Origin of the sequence: Serratia sp. FS14 (assembly GCF_000695995.1) — a bacterium.
Lineage (GTDB): Bacteria > Pseudomonadota > Gammaproteobacteria > Enterobacterales > Enterobacteriaceae > Serratia > Serratia nematodiphila.
Genome location: NZ_CP005927.1, coordinates 3,195,633 through 3,212,560 on the forward strand (window position 1 = coordinate 3,195,633; position 16,928 = coordinate 3,212,560).

23 protein-coding genes are annotated in these 16,928 nt (G+C 57.2%); 16 read left to right on the top strand and 7 right to left on the bottom strand.

Annotated elements, in window-relative coordinates:
* Position 1: 1 nt before the first annotated feature.
* On the bottom strand, positions 2 to 976 hold the full coding sequence (locus tag L085_RS14410) for an alpha/beta hydrolase (protein ID WP_044031050.1): 975 nt from the start codon (positions 974 to 976) through the stop codon (positions 2 to 4).
* A 664-nt stretch (positions 977 to 1,640) separates the two neighbouring features.
* Here L085_RS14410 and L085_RS14415 point away from each other — a divergent pair.
* The 6 genes from L085_RS14415 (at position 1,641) to L085_RS14440 (ending at position 9,450) form a co-directional block, all read left to right on the top strand.
* Positions 1,641 to 2,855 (top strand): aspartate aminotransferase family protein, encoded by a 1,215-nt coding sequence (locus L085_RS14415; RefSeq protein WP_015378175.1) that lies wholly within the window; start codon positions 1,641 to 1,643, stop codon positions 2,853 to 2,855.
* Positions 2,856 to 2,907: 52 nt separating this feature from the next.
* A complete protein-coding gene (gene astA, locus L085_RS14420; protein WP_004934585.1) occupies positions 2,908 to 3,942 on the top strand; it encodes an arginine N-succinyltransferase in 1,035 nt (344 codons plus the stop codon).
* A complete protein-coding gene (gene astD / locus L085_RS14425; RefSeq protein WP_044032051.1) occupies positions 3,942 to 5,414 on the top strand; it encodes a succinylglutamate-semialdehyde dehydrogenase in 1,473 nt (490 codons plus the stop codon). The genes astA and astD overlap by 1 nt, the downstream gene beginning before the upstream one ends.
* Before the next feature lie 52 nt (positions 5,415 to 5,466).
* Positions 5,467 to 6,807 (top strand): N-succinylarginine dihydrolase, encoded by a 1,341-nt coding sequence (astB, locus tag L085_RS14430; RefSeq protein ID WP_044031051.1) that lies wholly within the window; start codon positions 5,467 to 5,469, stop codon positions 6,805 to 6,807.
* 10 nt (positions 6,808 to 6,817) lie between these two features.
* Complete coding sequence (astE, locus tag L085_RS14435; protein WP_044031052.1) at positions 6,818 to 7,801, top strand: succinylglutamate desuccinylase; 984 nt, start codon at positions 6,818 to 6,820, stop codon at positions 7,799 to 7,801.
* Positions 7,802 to 8,367: 566 nt separating this feature from the next.
* Entirely contained in the window at positions 8,368 to 9,450 is a 1,083-nt protein-coding gene (locus L085_RS14440) for a porin OmpC (protein ID WP_015378171.1), read from the top strand.
* An 81-nt stretch (positions 9,451 to 9,531) separates the two neighbouring features.
* On the opposite strand, the gene L085_RS14445 is transcribed toward L085_RS14440, so the two are convergent.
* Both L085_RS14445 and L085_RS14450 read right to left on the bottom strand, forming a co-directional pair.
* A complete protein-coding gene (locus tag L085_RS14445) occupies positions 9,532 to 9,756 on the bottom strand; it encodes a biofilm development regulator YmgB/AriR family protein (RefSeq protein WP_004934572.1) in 225 nt (74 codons plus the stop codon).
* 123 nt (positions 9,757 to 9,879) lie between these two features.
* Positions 9,880 to 10,071, bottom strand: coding sequence for a YebW family protein (locus L085_RS14450; protein ID WP_004934567.1), 192 nt, complete (start codon positions 10,069 to 10,071; stop codon positions 9,880 to 9,882).
* A gap of 228 nt (positions 10,072 to 10,299) precedes the next feature.
* Between L085_RS14450 and lysM the strand changes: the two genes are divergently transcribed.
* From lysM to L085_RS14465, 5 genes are all read left to right on the top strand, one after another.
* A complete protein-coding gene (gene lysM / locus L085_RS14455; RefSeq protein WP_015378169.1) occupies positions 10,300 to 10,746 on the top strand; it encodes a peptidoglycan-binding protein LysM in 447 nt (148 codons plus the stop codon).
* Positions 10,747 to 10,891: 145 nt separating this feature from the next.
* Positions 10,892 to 11,167: a hypothetical protein gene (locus L085_RS25390; RefSeq protein ID WP_144240698.1), complete on the top strand. Its 276-nt coding sequence runs from the start codon at positions 10,892 to 10,894 to the stop codon at positions 11,165 to 11,167.
* A gap of 23 nt (positions 11,168 to 11,190) precedes the next feature.
* Positions 11,191 to 11,355 carry a hypothetical protein gene (locus tag L085_RS25605; protein WP_004934557.1) on the top strand — a complete coding sequence of 55 codons (165 nt, stop codon included), beginning with the start codon at positions 11,191 to 11,193 and terminating at the stop codon, positions 11,353 to 11,355.
* A gap of 105 nt (positions 11,356 to 11,460) precedes the next feature.
* Entirely contained in the window at positions 11,461 to 12,402 is a 942-nt protein-coding gene (locus L085_RS14460) for a pirin family protein (protein ID WP_044032053.1), read from the top strand.
* 426 nt (positions 12,403 to 12,828) lie between these two features.
* Entirely contained in the window at positions 12,829 to 13,182 is a 354-nt protein-coding gene (locus L085_RS14465; RefSeq protein ID WP_044031053.1) for a DUF1304 domain-containing protein, read from the top strand.
* A gap of 21 nt (positions 13,183 to 13,203) precedes the next feature.
* Here the strand turns inward: L085_RS14465 and L085_RS14470 are convergent, their stop codons facing one another.
* Positions 13,204 to 13,590, bottom strand: coding sequence for a helix-turn-helix domain-containing protein (locus L085_RS14470; protein WP_004927697.1), 387 nt, complete (start codon positions 13,588 to 13,590; stop codon positions 13,204 to 13,206).
* Between the two features lie 446 nt (positions 13,591 to 14,036).
* A complete protein-coding gene (locus tag L085_RS14480) occupies positions 14,037 to 14,249 on the bottom strand; it encodes a YccJ family protein (protein WP_004927694.1) in 213 nt (70 codons plus the stop codon).
* A 184-nt stretch (positions 14,250 to 14,433) separates the two neighbouring features.
* Between L085_RS14480 and L085_RS14485 the strand changes: the two genes are divergently transcribed.
* Complete coding sequence (locus L085_RS14485) at positions 14,434 to 14,673, top strand: DUF2766 family protein (RefSeq protein WP_004927692.1); 240 nt, start codon at positions 14,434 to 14,436, stop codon at positions 14,671 to 14,673.
* A 40-nt stretch (positions 14,674 to 14,713) separates the two neighbouring features.
* On the opposite strand, the gene L085_RS14490 is transcribed toward L085_RS14485, so the two are convergent.
* A complete protein-coding gene (locus L085_RS14490; RefSeq protein ID WP_004927690.1) occupies positions 14,714 to 14,947 on the bottom strand; it encodes a YobH family protein in 234 nt (77 codons plus the stop codon).
* Between the two features lie 203 nt (positions 14,948 to 15,150).
* Here L085_RS14490 and mgrB point away from each other — a divergent pair, with 203 nt between their 5' ends.
* Together mgrB and L085_RS14500 are read left to right on the top strand one after the other, a co-directional pair.
* A complete protein-coding gene (mgrB, locus tag L085_RS14495) occupies positions 15,151 to 15,267 on the top strand; it encodes a PhoP/PhoQ regulator MgrB (protein ID WP_019452853.1) in 117 nt (38 codons plus the stop codon).
* A gap of 81 nt (positions 15,268 to 15,348) precedes the next feature.
* A complete protein-coding gene (locus L085_RS14500; protein WP_033640075.1) occupies positions 15,349 to 15,624 on the top strand; it encodes a YebO family protein in 276 nt (91 codons plus the stop codon).
* 39 nt (positions 15,625 to 15,663) lie between these two features.
* Here the strand turns inward: L085_RS14500 and fos are convergent, their stop codons facing one another.
* A complete protein-coding gene (gene fos / locus L085_RS14505) occupies positions 15,664 to 16,071 on the bottom strand; it encodes a fosfomycin resistance glutathione transferase (RefSeq protein WP_015378164.1) in 408 nt (135 codons plus the stop codon).
* A gap of 170 nt (positions 16,072 to 16,241) precedes the next feature.
* Here fos and L085_RS14510 point away from each other — a divergent pair, with 170 nt between their 5' ends.
* Positions 16,242 to 16,544 carry a phage protein NinX family protein gene (locus tag L085_RS14510; RefSeq protein WP_004927682.1) on the top strand — a complete coding sequence of 101 codons (303 nt, stop codon included), beginning with the start codon at positions 16,242 to 16,244 and terminating at the stop codon, positions 16,542 to 16,544.
* Between the two features lie 74 nt (positions 16,545 to 16,618).
* Positions 16,619 to 16,855: a DUF4060 family protein gene (locus tag L085_RS14515; RefSeq protein WP_004927680.1), complete on the top strand. Its 237-nt coding sequence runs from the start codon at positions 16,619 to 16,621 to the stop codon at positions 16,853 to 16,855.
* Positions 16,856 to 16,928 lie beyond the last annotated feature (73 nt).

Genomic DNA, 16,928 nt, shown 5'->3' on the forward strand with positions numbered 1-16,928 from the left:
GTCAGGACAGGTAGTGCTTCAACGCGCGCCCGGCCTGGTGGATCGCCGAATGCACCGCCGGGACGTGGGCGAGCGGATTCAACAGGCCGTAATCGTGGATCAGGCCGTTGTAGCGGGTGGCGGTGACCTCGACGCCGGCGGCGTCAAGCAGACGCGCGTAAGCTTCCCCCTCATCGCGCAACACGTCCAGCTCGGCGATTTGCACCAGCGCCGGCGGCAAGCCCCGCAGCTGTTCCGGCGTGGCGTTGAGCGGCGAGGCGTAGATCTCTTTGCGCTGCGCCTTATCGGGCGCATAGCTGTCCCAAAACCACTTCATCATGTTGCGGGTCAGGAAATGGCCTTCGGCAAACTGATGATAGGAATCGGTATCAAAGTGGGCGTGCGTGACGGGCCACAGCAGGATCTGGCAACGCAGCGCCGGTATGCCTTTCTCTTTGGCCATCAGGCTGACCACCGCCGCCATATTGCCGCCGACGCTGTTGCCGACCACCGCCAGCCGTGACCCATCGACATTGATTTTTTCGCCGTACTCGGCCACCCATTCCGTGGCGGCGTAGGCCAGATTGATCGCCTGAGGGTAATGCGCTTCCGGGGAGCGGGGGTAGTTGACGAATACCGCCGCCGCGCCGGAGCTGTAAACCAGATCGCGTACCAGTCGTTCATGAGTGGGGAAATCGCCCAGCACCCAGCCGCCGCCGTGAAAGAACATGAATACCGGCAACGCCTCCTTGACCCTGGCCGGCCGCACCAACTGCAGCAGAATATCCTGGCCCTCAACGTGGATGGTTTTCTCGCTGATTTCCACCTCGCGCAGCGGCACCTCGACGCTGCGTTGCACGTCCTCCAAAACCCTGCGCGCTTCTTTGGGCTTCATCTGATCCATGGGTTTACCGCCACCGGCATTCAGCGCGTCGAGAAACGCGCGGATGTCGTGTTGGGCGTGCGGCTGGCTGAGATCGACGGTTTTCTTGGGCATGGTGGCTCCTTGTGCGCAGAAGAGAAGGGGCGGTCAGGATCACAGTGTAGTCGCTGGCGTACAAAGCACGAATCGCGGTCAGCGCGGCTCCTTTTTCGCGAGTATGGCGGGTGGCGCCTCTGCGTCGCTGCCGCGTTGCACCATGCTGGCGCGCCGCTGCACCCGATGGGGGCAAAAAGTGTGATAGCGAGCAAATTGGGGGAAATTATTTTTGCGAGCCCGATCAGAAATCCTGAAGTTTTTCGTAATTGAATAGGATTTCGCACGCAATGATGATTTTAGGCCTTATTTTTAATTTATGCATTACCAATGCATAGAAAATGAATAAATATTCATTATAAGCCGTTGTTTTAACGTAAAAATAGCAAAATCCGGCAAAAATCCCGTTTTGGCACGATAGCTGCTCTACACTCTTTATCAAACGACATGTATTTTAACTGCTCGTTAACATTTACTCCCCGCTCAGGGACCGGATATACGCCATAAATAGTGAAAAACCGATTTTATGTAACAGATTTGTTTCTAAATCAGCGGTAAGGGACAGCATTTTCTCCGCCGCGAAAGTCGGTTTTGAACAACGGTTTTTTTGCATTGTGGCGGTCTAACCGGGCTTGAGCGGCCCTTACAGTCAAAATTCAGCCTTTGCTGAGATTATGAGGTCACTATGGAACAGCCAATCGCAGTTACCCGCCAGTCTTTCGATGACTGGATGGTCCCGGTTTATGCCCCTGCCGATTTTATTCTGGTGCGTGGCGAAGGATCGCAGGTGTGGGATCAGCAGGGTAAGTCTTACATCGATTTCGCCGGCGGCATCGCGGTTAACGCGCTGGGCCATGCGCACCCGGCGGTCAAGGCGGCGCTGGTGGAACAGGCGGGCAAACTGTGGCATCTGGGCAATGGCTATACCAACGAACCGGTACTGCGTCTGGCCAAAAAACTGATCGACGCCACGTTCGCCGACAAGGTGTTCTTCTGTAATTCGGGTGCAGAAGCCAACGAGGCGGCGCTGAAACTGGCGCGTAAACACGCGCACGACCAGCACGGCGCCGGTAAAGATCAGATTGTGGCGTTCAACAACGCGTTCCACGGCCGCACGCTGTTCACCGTCTCCGCCGGCGGCCAGCCGAAATATTCGCAGGATTTTGCGCCGCTGCCGGGCGGCATCACCCATACGCCGTATAACGATCTGGCCGCAGCGGCCGAGCTTATCAACGATCGCACCTGCGCGGTGATCGTCGAGCCTATTCAGGGCGAGGGCGGCGTGCTGCCGGCGGAGGCCAGTTTCCTGCAGGGGCTGCGTGAACTGTGCGATCGTCATAACGCGCTGCTGATCTTCGACGAAGTGCAGACCGGCGTCGGCCGCACCGGCCATCTGTATGCCTACATGCAGTACGGCGTGGTGCCGGACGTGCTGACCACCGCCAAAGCGCTGGGCGGCGGCTTCCCGATCGGCGCGATGCTGACCACCGATGCGCTGGCGAAAACGCTGGGCGTCGGCACCCACGGCACCACCTACGGCGGCAACCCGCTGGCGACGGCGGTGGCGGGGGAAGTGTTCTCCATCATCAATACCCCGGAAGTGCTGGAAGGCGTCAAGCAGCGCCACCAGTGGTTCATCGACGGGTTGAACGACATCAACCGTCAGTATCCGATCTTCGCCGAGATTCGCGGCGGCGGTTTGCTGATCGGCTGCCAACTGAAGAAAGATTATGCCGGCAAAGCGAAGCAGATCACCCAACTGGCCAACGAAGAAGGCGTTATCGCGCTGATCGCCGGTCCGGACGTGGTGCGTTTCACGCCGTCGCTGATCATCCCTGAGCAGGATGTGAAAGAGGGGCTGGCGCGATTCGCGCGCGCCGTGGCGCGCATTTGCAGCTAATCAGCGGGCTGCGCCTTCACCGGCGCAGCCTGATTCAGAAGAGGTTCGCATTATGATGATTATTCGCCCTATAGAGCGCCGCGATTTGGCGGATTTGCTGACGCTTGCCGGCAAATCCGGTATCGGTCTCACGTCGCTGCCGCAAAATGAAGATACCCTGTCGGCACGCATTGAGCGGGCGTTAAAAACCTGGCAAGGCGAACTTCCGCAAAGTGACCAGTGTTATTTGTTCGTGTTGGAAGACAGCGAGCGCCGGCAGGCGGTGGGGGTCTGCGCAATTGAAGTGGCCGTCGGCCTGGCGGAACCCTGGTACAGCTTCCGCGTCGGCACGCAGGTGCACGCCTCCAAACAGTTGAACGTCTATAAATCGGTGCCGACGCTGTTCCTCAGCAACGACCATACCGGGCATTCGGAACTGTGCACGCTGTTCCTCGATCCGGACTATCGCCACGGCGAGAACGGCAAGCTGCTGTCGAAGGTGCGTTTCCTGTTTATCGCCGCGTTCCGTGAACGCTTCTCCCGGCGTCTGATCGCCGAGATGCGCGGTTTCTCCGATGAAAACGGCCGTTCGCCGTTCTGGGAGAGCGTCGGTCACCGTTTCTTCTCCATCGAGTTCGCCAAGGCGGACTACCTGAGCGGCACCGGGCAAAAGGCGTTTATCGCCGAGCTGATGCCGAAACACCCGTTGTATGTCGATTTCCTGGCCGAAGATGCGCAGAAAGTGATTGGCGAAGTGCACCCGCAAACCCTGCCGGCGCGCCGCCTACTGGAGGCGGAAGGCCTGAGTTATCAGGGCTACGTCGATATCTTCGACGGCGGCCCGACGCTGGAAGCGGAGATCGACCATATCCGCGCGGTGAAGCAGAGCCGCCTGGTGAAAGTGGTGCTGGATGACACGCCGATGCGCGCCGATGCGCCGGTGCATCTGGTGGCCAACGACAACTATCAGAATTACCGCGCACTGTTGGTCAATGCCGATCTGTATGACGACCGCCTGCATATCAACGCCGCCACCGCCGCGGCGCTGGGCGTCGAACAGGGCAGCCCGGTGCGGGTGCTCCCCCTTATTGCACAGGAGAAAGCATGATGTCCCATCCTGCACTGTTGATTAACGGCGTCTGGCGGCAGGGCCGCGGCGCCGAGTTCGGCAAGGCCGATCCGGTCGGCAACCAGCCGCTGTGGCGCGCTAACGCCGCCGACGCCGATGACGTCGCCGCTGCCTGCGAAGCCGCGCGCGCCGCGTTCCCCGCCTGGGCGCGCACGCCGTTCGAGCAGCGCGAACAGCTGGTGAAACGCTTCGCCGCCTTGCTGGAGGAACACAAGCAGTCGCTGGCGGAAACCATCAGCCGCGAGACCGGCAAGCCGCGTTGGGAAACGCTGACCGAAATTCAGGCGATGATCGGCAAGGTGGGCATTTCGCTGCAGGCCTATCAGACGCGCACCGGTTTTAGCCAGACGGCGATGGCCGACGGCGCTTCGGTGTTGCGCCATCGTCCGCACGGCGTGCTGGCGGTATTCGGGCCTTACAACTTCCCCGGCCATCTGCCGAACGGCCATATCGTGCCGGCGCTGTTGGCCGGTAACTGCGTGGTATTCAAGCCGAGCGAGCTGACGCCGTTGACCGCCGAGGAGACCCTGAAACTGTGGCTGCAGGCCGGTCTGCCGGACGGGGTGATCAATCTGGTGCAAGGCGGCCGCGAAACCGGTGAAGCCTTGGCGGCCAGTGCGGATATCGACGGTCTGCTGTTTACCGGCAGCGCTGGCACCGGCTATCACCTGCATCGCCAATTGGCGGGGCAGCCGGAGAAGATCCTGGCGCTGGAGATGGGCGGCAACAATGCGCTGATCGTCGACGGTTTCGAGGATCGCGACGCGGCGGTCAACCTGGCTATCCAGTCGGCATTTATCTCCGCCGGTCAACGTTGCACCTGTTCGCGTCGCATTCTGGTGAAGCAAGGGGCGGAAGGCGATGCCTTTATCGCGCGTTTGGTTCAGGTGGCGGGCGAACTGCGCGTCGGCCGTTGGGATGCCGAACCGCAGCCGTTCATGGGCGGGGTGGTGTCGGCTGCCGCGGCGGAAAACATGCTGAAAGCGCAGCAGCGCTTGCTGGCGTTGGGCGGCAAATCGCTGCTGGCCATGCGTCTGCTGGAGCCGGGCAGTTCGCTGCTCAGCCCGGGCATCATCGAGCTGACCGGCGTGGCCGGCGTGCCGGACGAAGAGTACTTCGGGCCGTTGACCACCATCGTGCGTTACCGCGATTTCGACGAGGCTCTGCGGCTCGCCAACCAGACGCGCTACGGCCTGTCGGTGGGATTGGTCTCGCCGCAGCGCGAGCTGTTCGAGCGGCTGTTGCTGGAAGCGCGCGCCGGCATCGTCAACTGGAACAAGCCGCTGACCGGGGCGTCCAGCGCGGCGCCGTTCGGTGGCGTGGGGGCCTCCGGCAACCATCGCCCAAGCGCCTTCTATGCGGCGGACTATTGCGCCTGGCCGATGGCTTCGCTGGAAAGCGAAAGCCTGTCGCTGCCGGCCACGCTCTCGCCGGGCTTGTCGTTCCGTTAATCGTCTGCGGCGGCGCGATGGCGCTGCCGCACGCTATCCCCAGGGGATAAACATGTCAGGATATGAAGTCAATTTCGACGGTTTGGTGGGGCCGACGCACCACTATGCCGGGCTGTCGTTCGGCAACGAGGCGTCGACGCAGCATCAAAACAGCGTATCGAACCCGAAGCTGGCGGCGAAACAAGGTTTGCTGAAAATGAAGGCGCTGGCCGATCTCGGTTTCCAGCAAGGGGTCTTGCCGCCGCAGGAGCGGCCGCATTTGCCGATGCTGCGTCGCCTGGGTTTCAGCGGCAGCGATGAGGCGGTGCTGGCGCAGGCGATGCGTCAGTCGCCGCGCTTGCTGTCGGCGCTCAGCTCGGCGTCGTGCATGTGGACCGCCAATGCGGCCACCGTCTCGCCTTCGGCGGACAGCGCCGACGGCAAGGTGCACTTCACCGCCGCCAACCTGAACAACAAATTCCACCGCGCCATCGAAGCGGAAACCACCACCGCCGTATTGCGGGCGATGTTCAGCGACGATCGGCATTTCGTCCACCACGAGGCGCTGCCGCAGGTGGCGTTGTTCGGCGACGAAGGGGCGGCCAACCATAACCGTTTGGGCGGCGACTACGCCAGGCGCAGCGTGCAGGTGTTCGTCTATGGTCGTCAGGAGTTCGGCGGCGAAACGGCGCCGGCGCGTTATCCGGCGCGCCAGACGCGCGAAGCCGGTGAGGCGATCGCTCGCCTGCACCAGTTGGATGAACAGCATACGGTCTTCGTGCAGCAAAACCCGGCGGTGATCGATCAGGGCGTGTTTCATAACGACGTGATTGCGGTCAGCAACCAGAACGTGCTGTTCCATCATCAGCAGGCGTTTTACCGCCAGCAACAGGCGCTGGATGAAGTGCGCCGCAAGATGGCGACGCTGGACAGCGAGCTGGTGGCGATCGAAGTGCCGACAGAGCGCGTCTCGGTAGCGGACGCGGTGGCGACCTATCTGTTCAACAGCCAAATTCTTACCAAACCGAACGGCAAGATGATGATCGTCGTGCCGGAGGAGTCGCGTCAGCACGCCGGCGTGTGGCGTTACCTCAACGACATGGTCGGCAGCGGCGGCCCTATCGATGAAATCCGCGTGTTCGACCTGCGTGAAAGCATGCGCAACGGCGGCGGCCCTGCCTGCCTGCGGTTGCGGGTGGCGCTCAACGAACAAGAGTTGAGAGCGGTCAATCCGCGCGTGATGATGAACGATCGGCTGTTCGCAACGTTGAACGAGTGGGTCGATCGTCATTACCGTGACCGCCTGACGCAGGATGACCTGGCCGATCCGCTGCTGCTGCGCGAAGGGCGCGAGGCGCTGGATGCGCTGACGTCGATCCTCGGTCTCGGCGCCATTTATCCGTTCCAACGCTAAGGGAGGCAGCATGATCGATCTACTGCCCCTGACGCTGGAAGGGAACGAACCCGTCGAATGGCAAGGTGAAACATCGCAGCTGCGGTGGCGCTGGCAGGGGGAAGGGGTGCTGGAGCTTACGCCGCGACAGCCTTACCGCCAGGCGACGGTGATGTCGGCGGGCGTGCACGGCAATGAAACCGCGCCGATTGAACTGCTCAATCAGCTGGTCGGCGATCTCCTTGCCGGCCGGTTGCCGCTGACGGTGCGACTGTTGGTGGTGCTGGGCAACCCGGCGGCGATGCGGGCCGGCAAGCGTTATCTGCACAGCGATATGAACCGCATGTTCGGCGGCCGCTACCGCAACTTCGCCGCCAGCGGCGAAACCGTGCGCGCGCAGCAGTTGGAGCGTGCGCTCGCCGCCTTTTTCGATGGGGAGCAGGCGGCACGTTTCCATTACGATTTGCACACCGCCATCCGTGAATCGCGTTTGCCACGTTTCGGCATTTTGCCCTTTCAGAAACGCCCGTACAGTGAGCCGATGTTGAAGCTGCTGGATGCCGCCGATCTGGATGCGTTGGTGGTACACAGTGCGCCGGGCGGGACTTTTAGCCATTACTCCAGCGAACATCTCAATGCGGCGAGCTGTACGCTCGAGCTGGGCAAGGCGCGGCCGTTCGGCAGCAACGATCTGCAGCAGTTTGCCGCCATCGATCGCGCTCTGCGGGCGGCGGTCAGCGAAGGGGCACTACCGGCGCGTGCGGGCGCCGAGATTCGGGTTTTTCGTGTGATGCATTCGTTGATCAAGCACAGCGAAGATTTCAAACTGCATCTGGACGATGACACGGCCAACTTCACCGAACTGCAACCGGGTATGTTGCTGTGCGAGCAGCCGCAAGAGGACTATCGCGTGGGCCAGGAGGGGGCGTGGATACTGTTCCCTAACCCCAGCGTGGCGTTGGGCCTGCGTGCCGGCATGTTGTTGAGCGAAGTTTCCCGCTCTACGCTGTATTGATTTATCCACGGTGGCGCCGTCAGCGCGCCGCCGTTATTCCTTTCATTATTTTAATCTGCTATTTCCCGCTATTTAAATGGCCATAAATCGAATTTTATTCGTCCCATAGGGATTTCTTTACGTGAATGAATAAAGGCCGTATTCAGCCGTTATCGAAAAGCCTTAATTGCCTGGTGACTTTGTTAAGATAAAAATGTGAAATAAGTAACGTTTTTAATAACCATGCTAATCTTGTTGTTACTTTTGAATCGCGCAGAAAGCACGCAAAACGAAACCAAAATGCACTAAATTGGTGCATTGCACCATTTTGGTTATAACTTATGTGATAAAAAATTCTTATATTCAATGAGTTGAGTGATTTCTTTTTGTAATATTTAGTTACACATAAACATGCTTTCTCCTCGTTGTTTCATGAACTTTTTGATTTTAAGTTTTGATTCATGATGCTAATGTCACATTACCCCGGCATTAGGGGAGCTCATAAAATACCAAAAGATAAAATCACAGCCCAAATTATAAATTGGGCGTGACGGGCAGGGGTCTAATTATAATATCTAGGAAAATAAATGATGAAACGCAGTGTATTAGCCTTAGCTGTCGCCCTCGGGGCGATCACCTCCTTCGCCAACGCGGCTGAAATCTACAATAAGGATGGCAATAAACTCGACCTGTACGGCCGCGTTAACGCCAAGCATTATTTCAGCGACAGTAAGTCCAACGACGGTGATATGACCTATGTTCGTCTGGGCTTCAAAGGCGAAACGCAAATCAATGACCAGTTGACCGGCTACGGCCAGTGGGAATACAACGTCCAGGCCAATCACGACGAAGCGCAGGGCACCGCCGGCACCAAAACGCGTCTGGGCTTCGCGGGGCTGAAATTCGGCAACTACGGTTCTTTCGACTACGGCCGTAACTACGGCGTGGTGTATGACGCCGAGGCTTACACCGACATGCTGCCGGAATTCGGCGGCGACTCCTACAGCTATACCGATAACTTTATGACCGCCCGTTCCAACGGTTTGGCCACCTACCGCAACCGTGATTTCTTCGGTTTGGTGGAAGGCCTGAACCTGGCGGTGCAGTATCAGGGTAAAAACGACGGTGACGGCCGCAGCGTGACCAAGCAAAACGGCGACGGTTACGGCCTGTCTCTGGACTACCAGGATATCGGCGGTTCCGGCATCGGCGTAGCGGCGGCGTTCTCCGATTCCAACCGCACCAGCGCTCAGAAAGCGCTGCAGTATGGCAAGGGTGACAGCGCTACCGCCTGGACCACCGCGGTGAAATACGACGCCAACCAGGTTTACTTGGCTGCGATGTATGCCGAAACCCGTAACATGACGCCGATCAGCGTCAACGGCACTTCCGGCTTCGCCAATAAAACGCAAAACTTCGAAGTGGTGGCTCAGTATCAATTCGAGAACGGCCTGCGTCCTTCCGTGGCCTACGTGCAGTCCAAAGGCAAGGATATCGAAGGGATCGGTGATGCCGACCTGGTGAAATACGTGGAAGTGGGGGCGACTTACTACTTCAACAAAAATATGTACACCTACGTCGATTATCAAATCAACCAGCTGAGCGACGATAACAAACTGAAACTGGCCAACGATGATATCGTTGCCGTCAGCCTGACGTATCGTTTCTAATCTGCAATTTCATTACCTTCATCCTGTGTCGGGATTGGTAATCAGGCAGGGCGCAAGCCCTGCCTTTGTTTTATCGGGATCTCAGCCTTTGGGCGCCAGCCCGACCAGTTCAATGGCGGAACGCAGTGCGACGAAACGTTGCTGATCCTGCTCACGCTCTATTTCGTCCACCAGCTGTGAAAGAATATTGCCGCCGGATACCTTTTTATGTTTTTGGATTAACTGCAACACTGCGTCGCCTAACGCCAGGCTGACGTCGCGCAGCAGAGTTTCATATTGCTCGTTGGAATGAGCCGATGCTGGCATGACCTTTCTCTGTCTCTCTCTTCTTCGGGAGCCGCAATTTAGCAAAACAGCGGCCTTATGCCTCAGAGGAAGACGAAGTTTCCGATGAAATCAGAAATTCCTCAGCATTGCGCGGGGAGCAGGTTAAAAATCCGAATATTCGCTGGCTGGCAACCAGAAGCCGTCGATAAACTCTTCCATGGGATAACAGCCGGCGTGTCGCAAGTTCTGTTCCTTCATCGCGACCAGGCATTGCGGCTCGTCGCGCAATATATCGACCACCATTTCACTGCAGCCGCCATCCAGATAACAGACAAACATCACCAATGCGTACATCGTCGCACGCCTCCTTCGTCGAGTTGCCTTGTCTGCAACAGTGTAGGTAGAAAAGCGCGATTTTTCAGCATCATTGCACGATTAATCGCCATGGAAACGCCGCTGACGACACTTTCGGAATACTCTACCCGTTTCTGACGCCGTGAGCGGATGGCATATCCTTTTGTCGATGCTAAGCTTAACAAGCCTTACTTAAACGCATTACTGCAACCATCAAAAGGAGTGAATATGGGCTTGTTTAACTTCGTCAAAGAAGCGGGCGAAAAACTGTGGGATACAGTCACCGGCAATGCCTCCGCCGAAGATCAAAGCGCCAAACTCAAGGAGCATCTCGATAAGAGCGGCCTGCCGGGCACCGACAAAGTGAATGTGCAGGTGGTCGATGGTAAAGCCGTAGTGACCGGCGACGCCGTCAGCCAGGAGTTAAAAGAGAAGATCCTGGTGGCTATCGGCAACGTGGCAGGTATCAGCGGTGTGGAAGACAAGGTGGCGGTAGCGCAATCCGACGCCGAGAGCCGCTTCTATACCGTGAAGAAGGGCGATACGCTGAGCGCGATCTCTAAAGAGATGTACGGCAACGCCAATCTGTACAACAAGATTTTCGAAGCCAACAAGCCGATGCTGTCGAGCCCGGACAAGATTTATCCGGGGCAGGTGTTGCGTATCCCGCAATAACGCGTCGGTCTACCCTGGCCCGGTCACGTACCGGGCTTTTTTTTGCCCTCTGCAATCGGCGTCTCTTATTTCCTTGCGCTCTCCATGCCAGTTACATCTCCCCTGTGTACTTGCTCGCTCGCCGGCAGGCGCGGTGTTGACCCTGATGGGGAAAATTGATAGCGTCATCCCCCGGTTGAGGCCGGAGCGACCAAGTCAGCGACGTTGGCGCCTTATTCTGAGGGGACTTTTTGCCCCGTCAAACAGCAATGCAGCAGTTGAACGAGTGAAAACCGATTTAGTGAAACAAGAGCGTAACGCCTCAACGGATAAAAATTATCGAGAAACCTTGGGTGATGCGCAATTTGCGATCGTCGTGTTGGCGGTGGCGTCCTGCTCACTGATTATCTTTACGCTGGCGGTCACGCTGTGGGTGACCTGACGCGATTAACTAGGGGAGATAAAATGGAGCCTAATCTCCATGATGAAACCAAACTGCTGGCGATCATCGGCCTGTTGGTGTCCGTGCTGCTGGTGGTATCAATTCTCTTTGGCGTGACCTATTTCTCCGATCTCAGGCACGCGCATGACGATATAGACATCAAGAGCTGCTATATCAAAGCCCCCTGAACCGCGCAAACGTGCCTGCACGTCGCCGCTCTGCGGAGGAGCTGTCCTGTGTTAAGCTTGGGCGGTTACCCTTGGCGAATCGGCGCCATTCAGGAGGTCTTTGCGATGAGTCAGCCACGTCCTACGCTCTCTTCACCTTCACGCGAGTGCCCCGTCGTTGACGGCGTGCGCCAGATACAACGTATTGCCGTGCGTAACGCCGAAGTGGGGGGCATTCCGATCAACCGTGCGTTGCCAACCCGGGAGCGGCGCACCGTCGGCGCCTGGTGTTTTCTCGATCACGCCGGGCCGACGGTATTCAACGGCACTTCGCCCGGCATGGATGTGGGGCCGCATCCGCACACCGGGCTGCAAACGTTCACCTGGATGATAGAAGGTGAGGTGCTGCACCGAGACAGCCTCGGCAGTGAGCAGGTGATTCGTCCGGGTCAGGTTAACCTGATGACCGCAGGGCACGGCATTGCGCATACGGAACAGTCGGTGGGTGAGCAACGGCGATTGCATGCTGCGCAATTATGGATCGCGCTGCCGGCCGAACATGCCGACATGGCACCACGCTTCGATCATTATCCTGATTTGCCGCAATGGCAGAATAATGGCGTGAATCATCGTTTGTTGGTCGGGGAATTTGGCGCTTATCGTTCACCGGTGTTCACTCTTTCGCCATTAATCGCCATTGATCTGGAATGGGAAGAAGCGGCAAGAATCGAATTGCCGTTGCGCGATGATTATGAAATCGGCTTTTTGCCCCTTATTGGTGCATTTGAACTTAATGGTGAAACCTTTTCACCTGATGAATTCGCCTATTTGGGCATAAAGAATAACTCTATTGGGTTAAATGCACGGAAGGGGAGCCGGGGATTACTCATCGGTGGGGCGCCATTAAACGAAGAGATCCTTATCTGGTGGAATTTCGTTGGCCATACCAAGGCTGAAATTACTCGGGCTCAGCATGATTGGGAACAAGGCGCGCCGCGTTTCCTGCCGGTTAGCGGTTATTCTGGTGAGCGCATGACCGCACCGCGCCTGCCCTGGAACGATGTTTGATAGCGTTAGGATATAATCGCCGCGATTATTCGGCTTATTTCGCTCTAATAAGGCGTAATTAATGTGATCGCGGCTCCAGCTTTACGACAATATAAGGTTTCTCGGCGGAAAAGTGATCTGGCGCATATAACGACAGTGAGAAGAAGTTTAGGATAATCCTCAGGAAGTCAGGTTGTCTCCCGTTAGTCAGATGTCAGTGAGGTCATTATGAGCCAGGTACTTTATCGTGCAAGATTGTCCCATGTCGTGGTTGCCACGGCGCTGTTTTGGGTCTCTGTCGCGGCATTGTTGGTCGCCGTATTAAACTAACCTCAAAAAATGACTCCTGCATAAACCCGCTTCGGCGGGTTTTTTATCTCCGCCGATGGGGAGGTGAGCGAAGGCGTTTATAATTGATGGCATCTTCAATAAACGACTGGAACCATCATGAAGTTCTTTGCCGATATTTTGCTGCTGCTCATCGCAGCGCTCCATCTTTATATCCTGGTGCTGGAAATGTTCCTGTGGCGTACGCCCCTCGGCAGGCGCGCATTTGGCACAACGGCGGAGTTCGCCGCAGCCACGCGGGTGTTGGCCGCCAATCAGGGGTTGTACAACGGCTTTCTGGCGTTGGGGTTGGTATGGAGCTACTGGCGTGGGGATATGGCACTGCAGCTGTTCTTTCTCGGGTGTGTGCTGGCGGCCGGGGTGTTCGGCGGGTTGAGCGCCAGCCGCAAAATTCTGTGGGTGCAGGCGCTGCCGGCCGCGATCGCGATGCTGGCGGTCTGGGGGGCGCGTTAACCCGCCGACTTGCGGCGGGCTTCAGGCGGATTTTTGGTGAATGACGTGCAACGGCGGATCGATGTGCAGATCAACGCTCAAATCCTGGCGGAAATCATAGGGTGTGATATTAAAACGCTTTCTGAACATGTAGGTGAAGTGGGACTGTGAACCGAAGCCAAAGTCCAGGGCGATGTCGAAGATCGACGCTTCACTGCTGCGCAGTTGATAGACCGCGCCGGCCAGACGGCGTTCGCGAATGTATTTACCGAGCGAAATCCCTGTCGCTTCTTTGAACAGCTTCTGCATGTGCCACAGCGAGTAGCCGGAGTACTCGGCCAGCTCTTCGAGATGGATCACTCGTCCGAGGTGAGTTTCGACCCATTTGCTGAGGGCGCAGACCAACGAGAGGTGGTGTTCTTGTATCATCAGTGCGTCAGTGTGAGACCTACATAGCGGTGAAGTATACACAACTTGCCGCCGTCGACAAAAATGCCGCCGGTGACGGGGGGCAATTATTCGGAAAAACCGTTTGATCGCCGCTTGTCAGCCGAAAGGAAAAACGGCTAATCTGAGACTGTCGCCGCCGCGGTGGGGGACGCAAAGAAAGCCGCAGCAAGAACCGCCAAAACAGAGTCAGCCGTAACAACTCAACGTTGATGGGGTGATCGCATGTTAATGACAGTGATTATTACTCTGGTTGTAATCGTGGGCGTCGGCGCTTTTATGGCGACGCCGGTGATGAGCATGAAGAATGCGGAAGGTGTGGGAGGTGAAGAACCGTGAGAGCAAGAAGACATGCACGCCGCTGAGCGGGGCGAGCGCTAATCGGGAAAGCCTGGGTCAGAAACCCGGGCTTTTTGTTGCGTAACCGCTCAAACGTTTTTCCGCTCGACGGTTTCCTCTCCCCAATAAAGCTGGTCGGCGGTGGTTTTGGCAAAGGCCTTTTCCAACGCCTCATCACTGCCTTCTTCCCAGATTTTCTGCGCCAACACTTCATCGTTCCCTGCCAGCTCAAAAATGGCTTCGGCGATTTCCACCGAAGTTTCACGCACTGTCGCCCAGGATTTCACATTGTGATTCGCCATAACTTTCTCCTGTTGGTTGTGGCTTTCGGGTGGTTTTTACCACCGCCATGCAGCAAGTATAGGCCAATCCGCCGCAGGCTTTTGCCCGCCGGTGCGCAGAATGGGGAAAAAGACGGGGAGTGCGGGCAATGGCGCGGACGCCATGCTATTCTGTGCGGCGTTTGAATCAAGAAGGAAATTTATTATGTCTGACATGCTGAGCAACGAGCAGGAACTGGCTTCCGATCTGGTCGCTTGCCAACTGGTCATCAAACAGATTCTGGACGTTATCGACGTGATTGCGCCGACCGAAGTGCGCGACAAGATGGCGGGTCAGCTCAAAAGCATCGATTTCTCCACGCATCCTGCCGGCGCCGATCCGGTGACCCGCCGAGCGATTGACAAGGCGATTGCGCTGATCGAGATGAAGTTTACCCGCAACTGAGGCGGGGCCGCCGCAAAGCGGCGGCGTCGGGCGGTGGCGGTTAATCCACCACCGTTTCGATTTTCTTGAACAGCGGGCAGTCGGCTACGCCGATGAAACCGTTGTCGCCATTCACGTACTGGGCGATCGCCACGTTGCGCGCCGTCAGGTATTTGCACTGCAACCCCAACCCGCCAACGTTTTTGTTGCTGCCGATCAGCACGCCGTAGCCCGAGATCAAAAAGCCGCCGTAAATGACCGCCAACACCAATACCCACTTAATCAATTTGCTCATCGTATTTCCTCGTTATCCCTGAGGGTTCATCTAGCCACGGCGCCTATGCGAGGGCAAGGGTAACAGTCTGAAAACCGGGCGATAGCCAGAAATCTAAACGGAAAGTTAAACTTCGTTTAACTTCGCTGTGATAACATGCGCGATAGATTACCAAGATAACAATGAGGCTGCTAAATTTGTTGCGAAAAAAAATCCTCGTGATAATGACGGCCGTCGCTGCCTGCCTGTTTTTCTACCTGCTGGCGCTGGACAGCTATTGCGACGATGGTGGAAATTTTGCGTTGGGCATCTGTTCGGTGACCCGCTTCGTGCCCTGGTAAGCAATTTTTGGCAGGGATGTTCGCACGGCCGCCGCGAGTGTTAAGATGGCGGCCTGAATTTCGCAGTAGATAGGGTTGTCCATGTACGATTTAGGTTTTGGCCAGAACGGCCTGTTGTCGCTGGCCCTCGCCGCCGTGGCGTTGCTGGCCGGGCTGTGGGTCTGGTTCCTGGTGAACCGCGCCAGCGTGCGCGCCAATGAGCAGATTCGCCTGCTGCAGGAGATTGCCGAGCAACAACGCCAGCAAACGGCGCTGTTGAAGCGTATGGCGCACCGCGCCGGCGCAGACGGCGCCGCTGCTGCTGACGACGATCTCAACCCCGCGCTGGATTTCAAAGGTTTCATCCCCGAACGTTGAGCATGATGCCCCGGCCGACGGCAGCGTCGCCGGGGCGCCTCAGTAAAACACCATGCCCTGATACGGCTTTTCCCGGCATGCCGCCAGGCGGCTGGCCAAATCGCCGGCATGGATCTCCAATTGATGCCCATCGGGATCGAGAAAATAGAGTGATTCACCTTCGCTGCGATTGCTTTTCCACTCTTCGACGCCGGCCTGGCGCAACCGCTCGCTGACCTGCTCAATGTGTTCCGGCGCGACGCTGAAGGCGTAATGGGTGTAATCGCGCTCACGTTGTTGCATGCGCGTTTCATCCAGCGACAGGCATAGCCACAACGGCCCTAACGACAGATAGGCGCCGCCTTGCCAGCGGGCGTGCGGGATAAATCCCAACAGATGCCGATAAAAATCGAAGCTGCGATCGAGATTGCTGACAGCGAGCGTCAGATGGTTAAGGCCGGTCAACATGCATGCGTTCTCCGGGCGTTGAACAGGGAGAAAAGTTTACGCAGGCGCTAAGGAAAGATAAAGGGGATAAAGCATTAGTAGAGATAATGTGAAAACCGGCGGCGCTGTCATAAAACTGTCGTACAGACATCGTAATGTGGCGCGAACCTTACGAAAGATGGATGAAGCCGATGATTAAATGGTACGAAGAAAGCGATGCCGAAGTGAACCGCAGCATTGCGCTGCTGACCGGAGAGAACCCGGACAAGTGGTATCCCTACGGTGGTGTGAAAGGTAAAGATTACTGCAAGAATCCCTCCGATGCCTGGCCGATCATTTGCGCCAACAAAATCAGTCTGAACCCCGATAACCAAAGCGACAGCCCGCAGTGGCAGGCGCGCATGAGCACTCAGGGCGGTGAATGGCAGGCGGACAGCGCCAGTCCGCTGCGCGCGGCGATGATCTGCTTCCTGATGAGCCGACAGGCTAACTGAGTCGAACAATACCGGTGATTGGTAAGAGTTTCTCCTTTTTCTAATAACAGAGCTGTCGTTGGCGGAGGCTGTTTATGAAGCGCATTATCAAAGGTGATAAAAACTTGTCTCATCTGGTGATTGCCCATGCGGCGATCGATCGTCATGCCGAAAGCTTCGGCCAGCGCCGTCAGGGCTGGCCCTCGACCTACCTGATAAAATATCAAAACGATCGCGTGGCGGTGGAAGTGGTCACGCGTAGCCAATCTTATGTCGCCACGCTGATGATCGGCGCGCGCAATCTGACCAAACTGTGCGGTATGCCTGGCTAAACGCTGCCGTTATCCGCTTTCTCGCGGTAAAAAAATCGCGCTCCGGCCTGCCGTTTCGGGGCGCTTCTCCTTG

What these genes read in the sequence shown, in the direction of transcription:
- L085_RS14440 (WP_015378171.1), top strand. Translation starts at nt 8,368, where the DNA reads ATGATGAAACGCAGTGTATTAGCCTTAGCTGTCGCCCTCGGGGCGATC.
- L085_RS14485 (WP_004927692.1), top strand. Translation starts at nt 14,434, where the DNA reads ATGTCTGACATGCTGAGCAACGAGCAGGAACTGGCTTCCGATCTGGTC.
- mgrB (WP_019452853.1), top strand. Translation starts at nt 15,151, where the DNA reads ATGACGGCCGTCGCTGCCTGCCTGTTTTTCTACCTGCTGGCGCTGGAC.
- L085_RS14445 (WP_004934572.1), bottom strand. Translation starts at nt 9,756, where the DNA reads ATGCCAGCATCGGCTCATTCCAACGAGCAATATGAAACTCTGCTGCGC.
- astD (WP_044032051.1), top strand. Translation starts at nt 3,942, where the DNA reads ATGTCCCATCCTGCACTGTTGATTAACGGCGTCTGGCGGCAGGGCCGC.
- astA (WP_004934585.1), top strand. Translation starts at nt 2,908, where the DNA reads ATGATGATTATTCGCCCTATAGAGCGCCGCGATTTGGCGGATTTGCTG.
- L085_RS25605 (WP_004934557.1), top strand. Translation starts at nt 11,191, where the DNA reads ATGGAGCCTAATCTCCATGATGAAACCAAACTGCTGGCGATCATCGGC.
- L085_RS14470 (WP_004927697.1), bottom strand. Translation starts at nt 13,590, where the DNA reads ATGATACAAGAACACCACCTCTCGTTGGTCTGCGCCCTCAGCAAATGG.
- L085_RS14465 (WP_044031053.1), top strand. Translation starts at nt 12,829, where the DNA reads ATGAAGTTCTTTGCCGATATTTTGCTGCTGCTCATCGCAGCGCTCCAT.
- L085_RS14490 (WP_004927690.1), bottom strand. Translation starts at nt 14,947, where the DNA reads ATGAGCAAATTGATTAAGTGGGTATTGGTGTTGGCGGTCATTTACGGC.
- L085_RS14410 (WP_044031050.1), bottom strand. Translation starts at nt 976, where the DNA reads ATGCCCAAGAAAACCGTCGATCTCAGCCAGCCGCACGCCCAACACGAC.
- L085_RS14500 (WP_033640075.1), top strand. Translation starts at nt 15,349, where the DNA reads ATGTACGATTTAGGTTTTGGCCAGAACGGCCTGTTGTCGCTGGCCCTC.
- L085_RS14460 (WP_044032053.1), top strand. Translation starts at nt 11,461, where the DNA reads ATGAGTCAGCCACGTCCTACGCTCTCTTCACCTTCACGCGAGTGCCCC.
- astE (WP_044031052.1), top strand. Translation starts at nt 6,818, where the DNA reads ATGATCGATCTACTGCCCCTGACGCTGGAAGGGAACGAACCCGTCGAA.
- L085_RS14450 (WP_004934567.1), bottom strand. Translation starts at nt 10,071, where the DNA reads ATGTACGCATTGGTGATGTTTGTCTGTTATCTGGATGGCGGCTGCAGT.
- L085_RS14415 (WP_015378175.1), top strand. Translation starts at nt 1,641, where the DNA reads ATGGAACAGCCAATCGCAGTTACCCGCCAGTCTTTCGATGACTGGATG.
- fos (WP_015378164.1), bottom strand. Translation starts at nt 16,071, where the DNA reads ATGTTGACCGGCCTTAACCATCTGACGCTCGCTGTCAGCAATCTCGAT.
- L085_RS14510 (WP_004927682.1), top strand. Translation starts at nt 16,242, where the DNA reads ATGATTAAATGGTACGAAGAAAGCGATGCCGAAGTGAACCGCAGCATT.
- lysM (WP_015378169.1), top strand. Translation starts at nt 10,300, where the DNA reads ATGGGCTTGTTTAACTTCGTCAAAGAAGCGGGCGAAAAACTGTGGGAT.
- L085_RS14515 (WP_004927680.1), top strand. Translation starts at nt 16,619, where the DNA reads ATGAAGCGCATTATCAAAGGTGATAAAAACTTGTCTCATCTGGTGATT.
- L085_RS25390 (WP_144240698.1), top strand. Translation starts at nt 10,892, where the DNA reads ATGGGGAAAATTGATAGCGTCATCCCCCGGTTGAGGCCGGAGCGACCA.
- astB (WP_044031051.1), top strand. Translation starts at nt 5,467, where the DNA reads ATGTCAGGATATGAAGTCAATTTCGACGGTTTGGTGGGGCCGACGCAC.
- L085_RS14480 (WP_004927694.1), bottom strand. Translation starts at nt 14,249, where the DNA reads ATGGCGAATCACAATGTGAAATCCTGGGCGACAGTGCGTGAAACTTCG.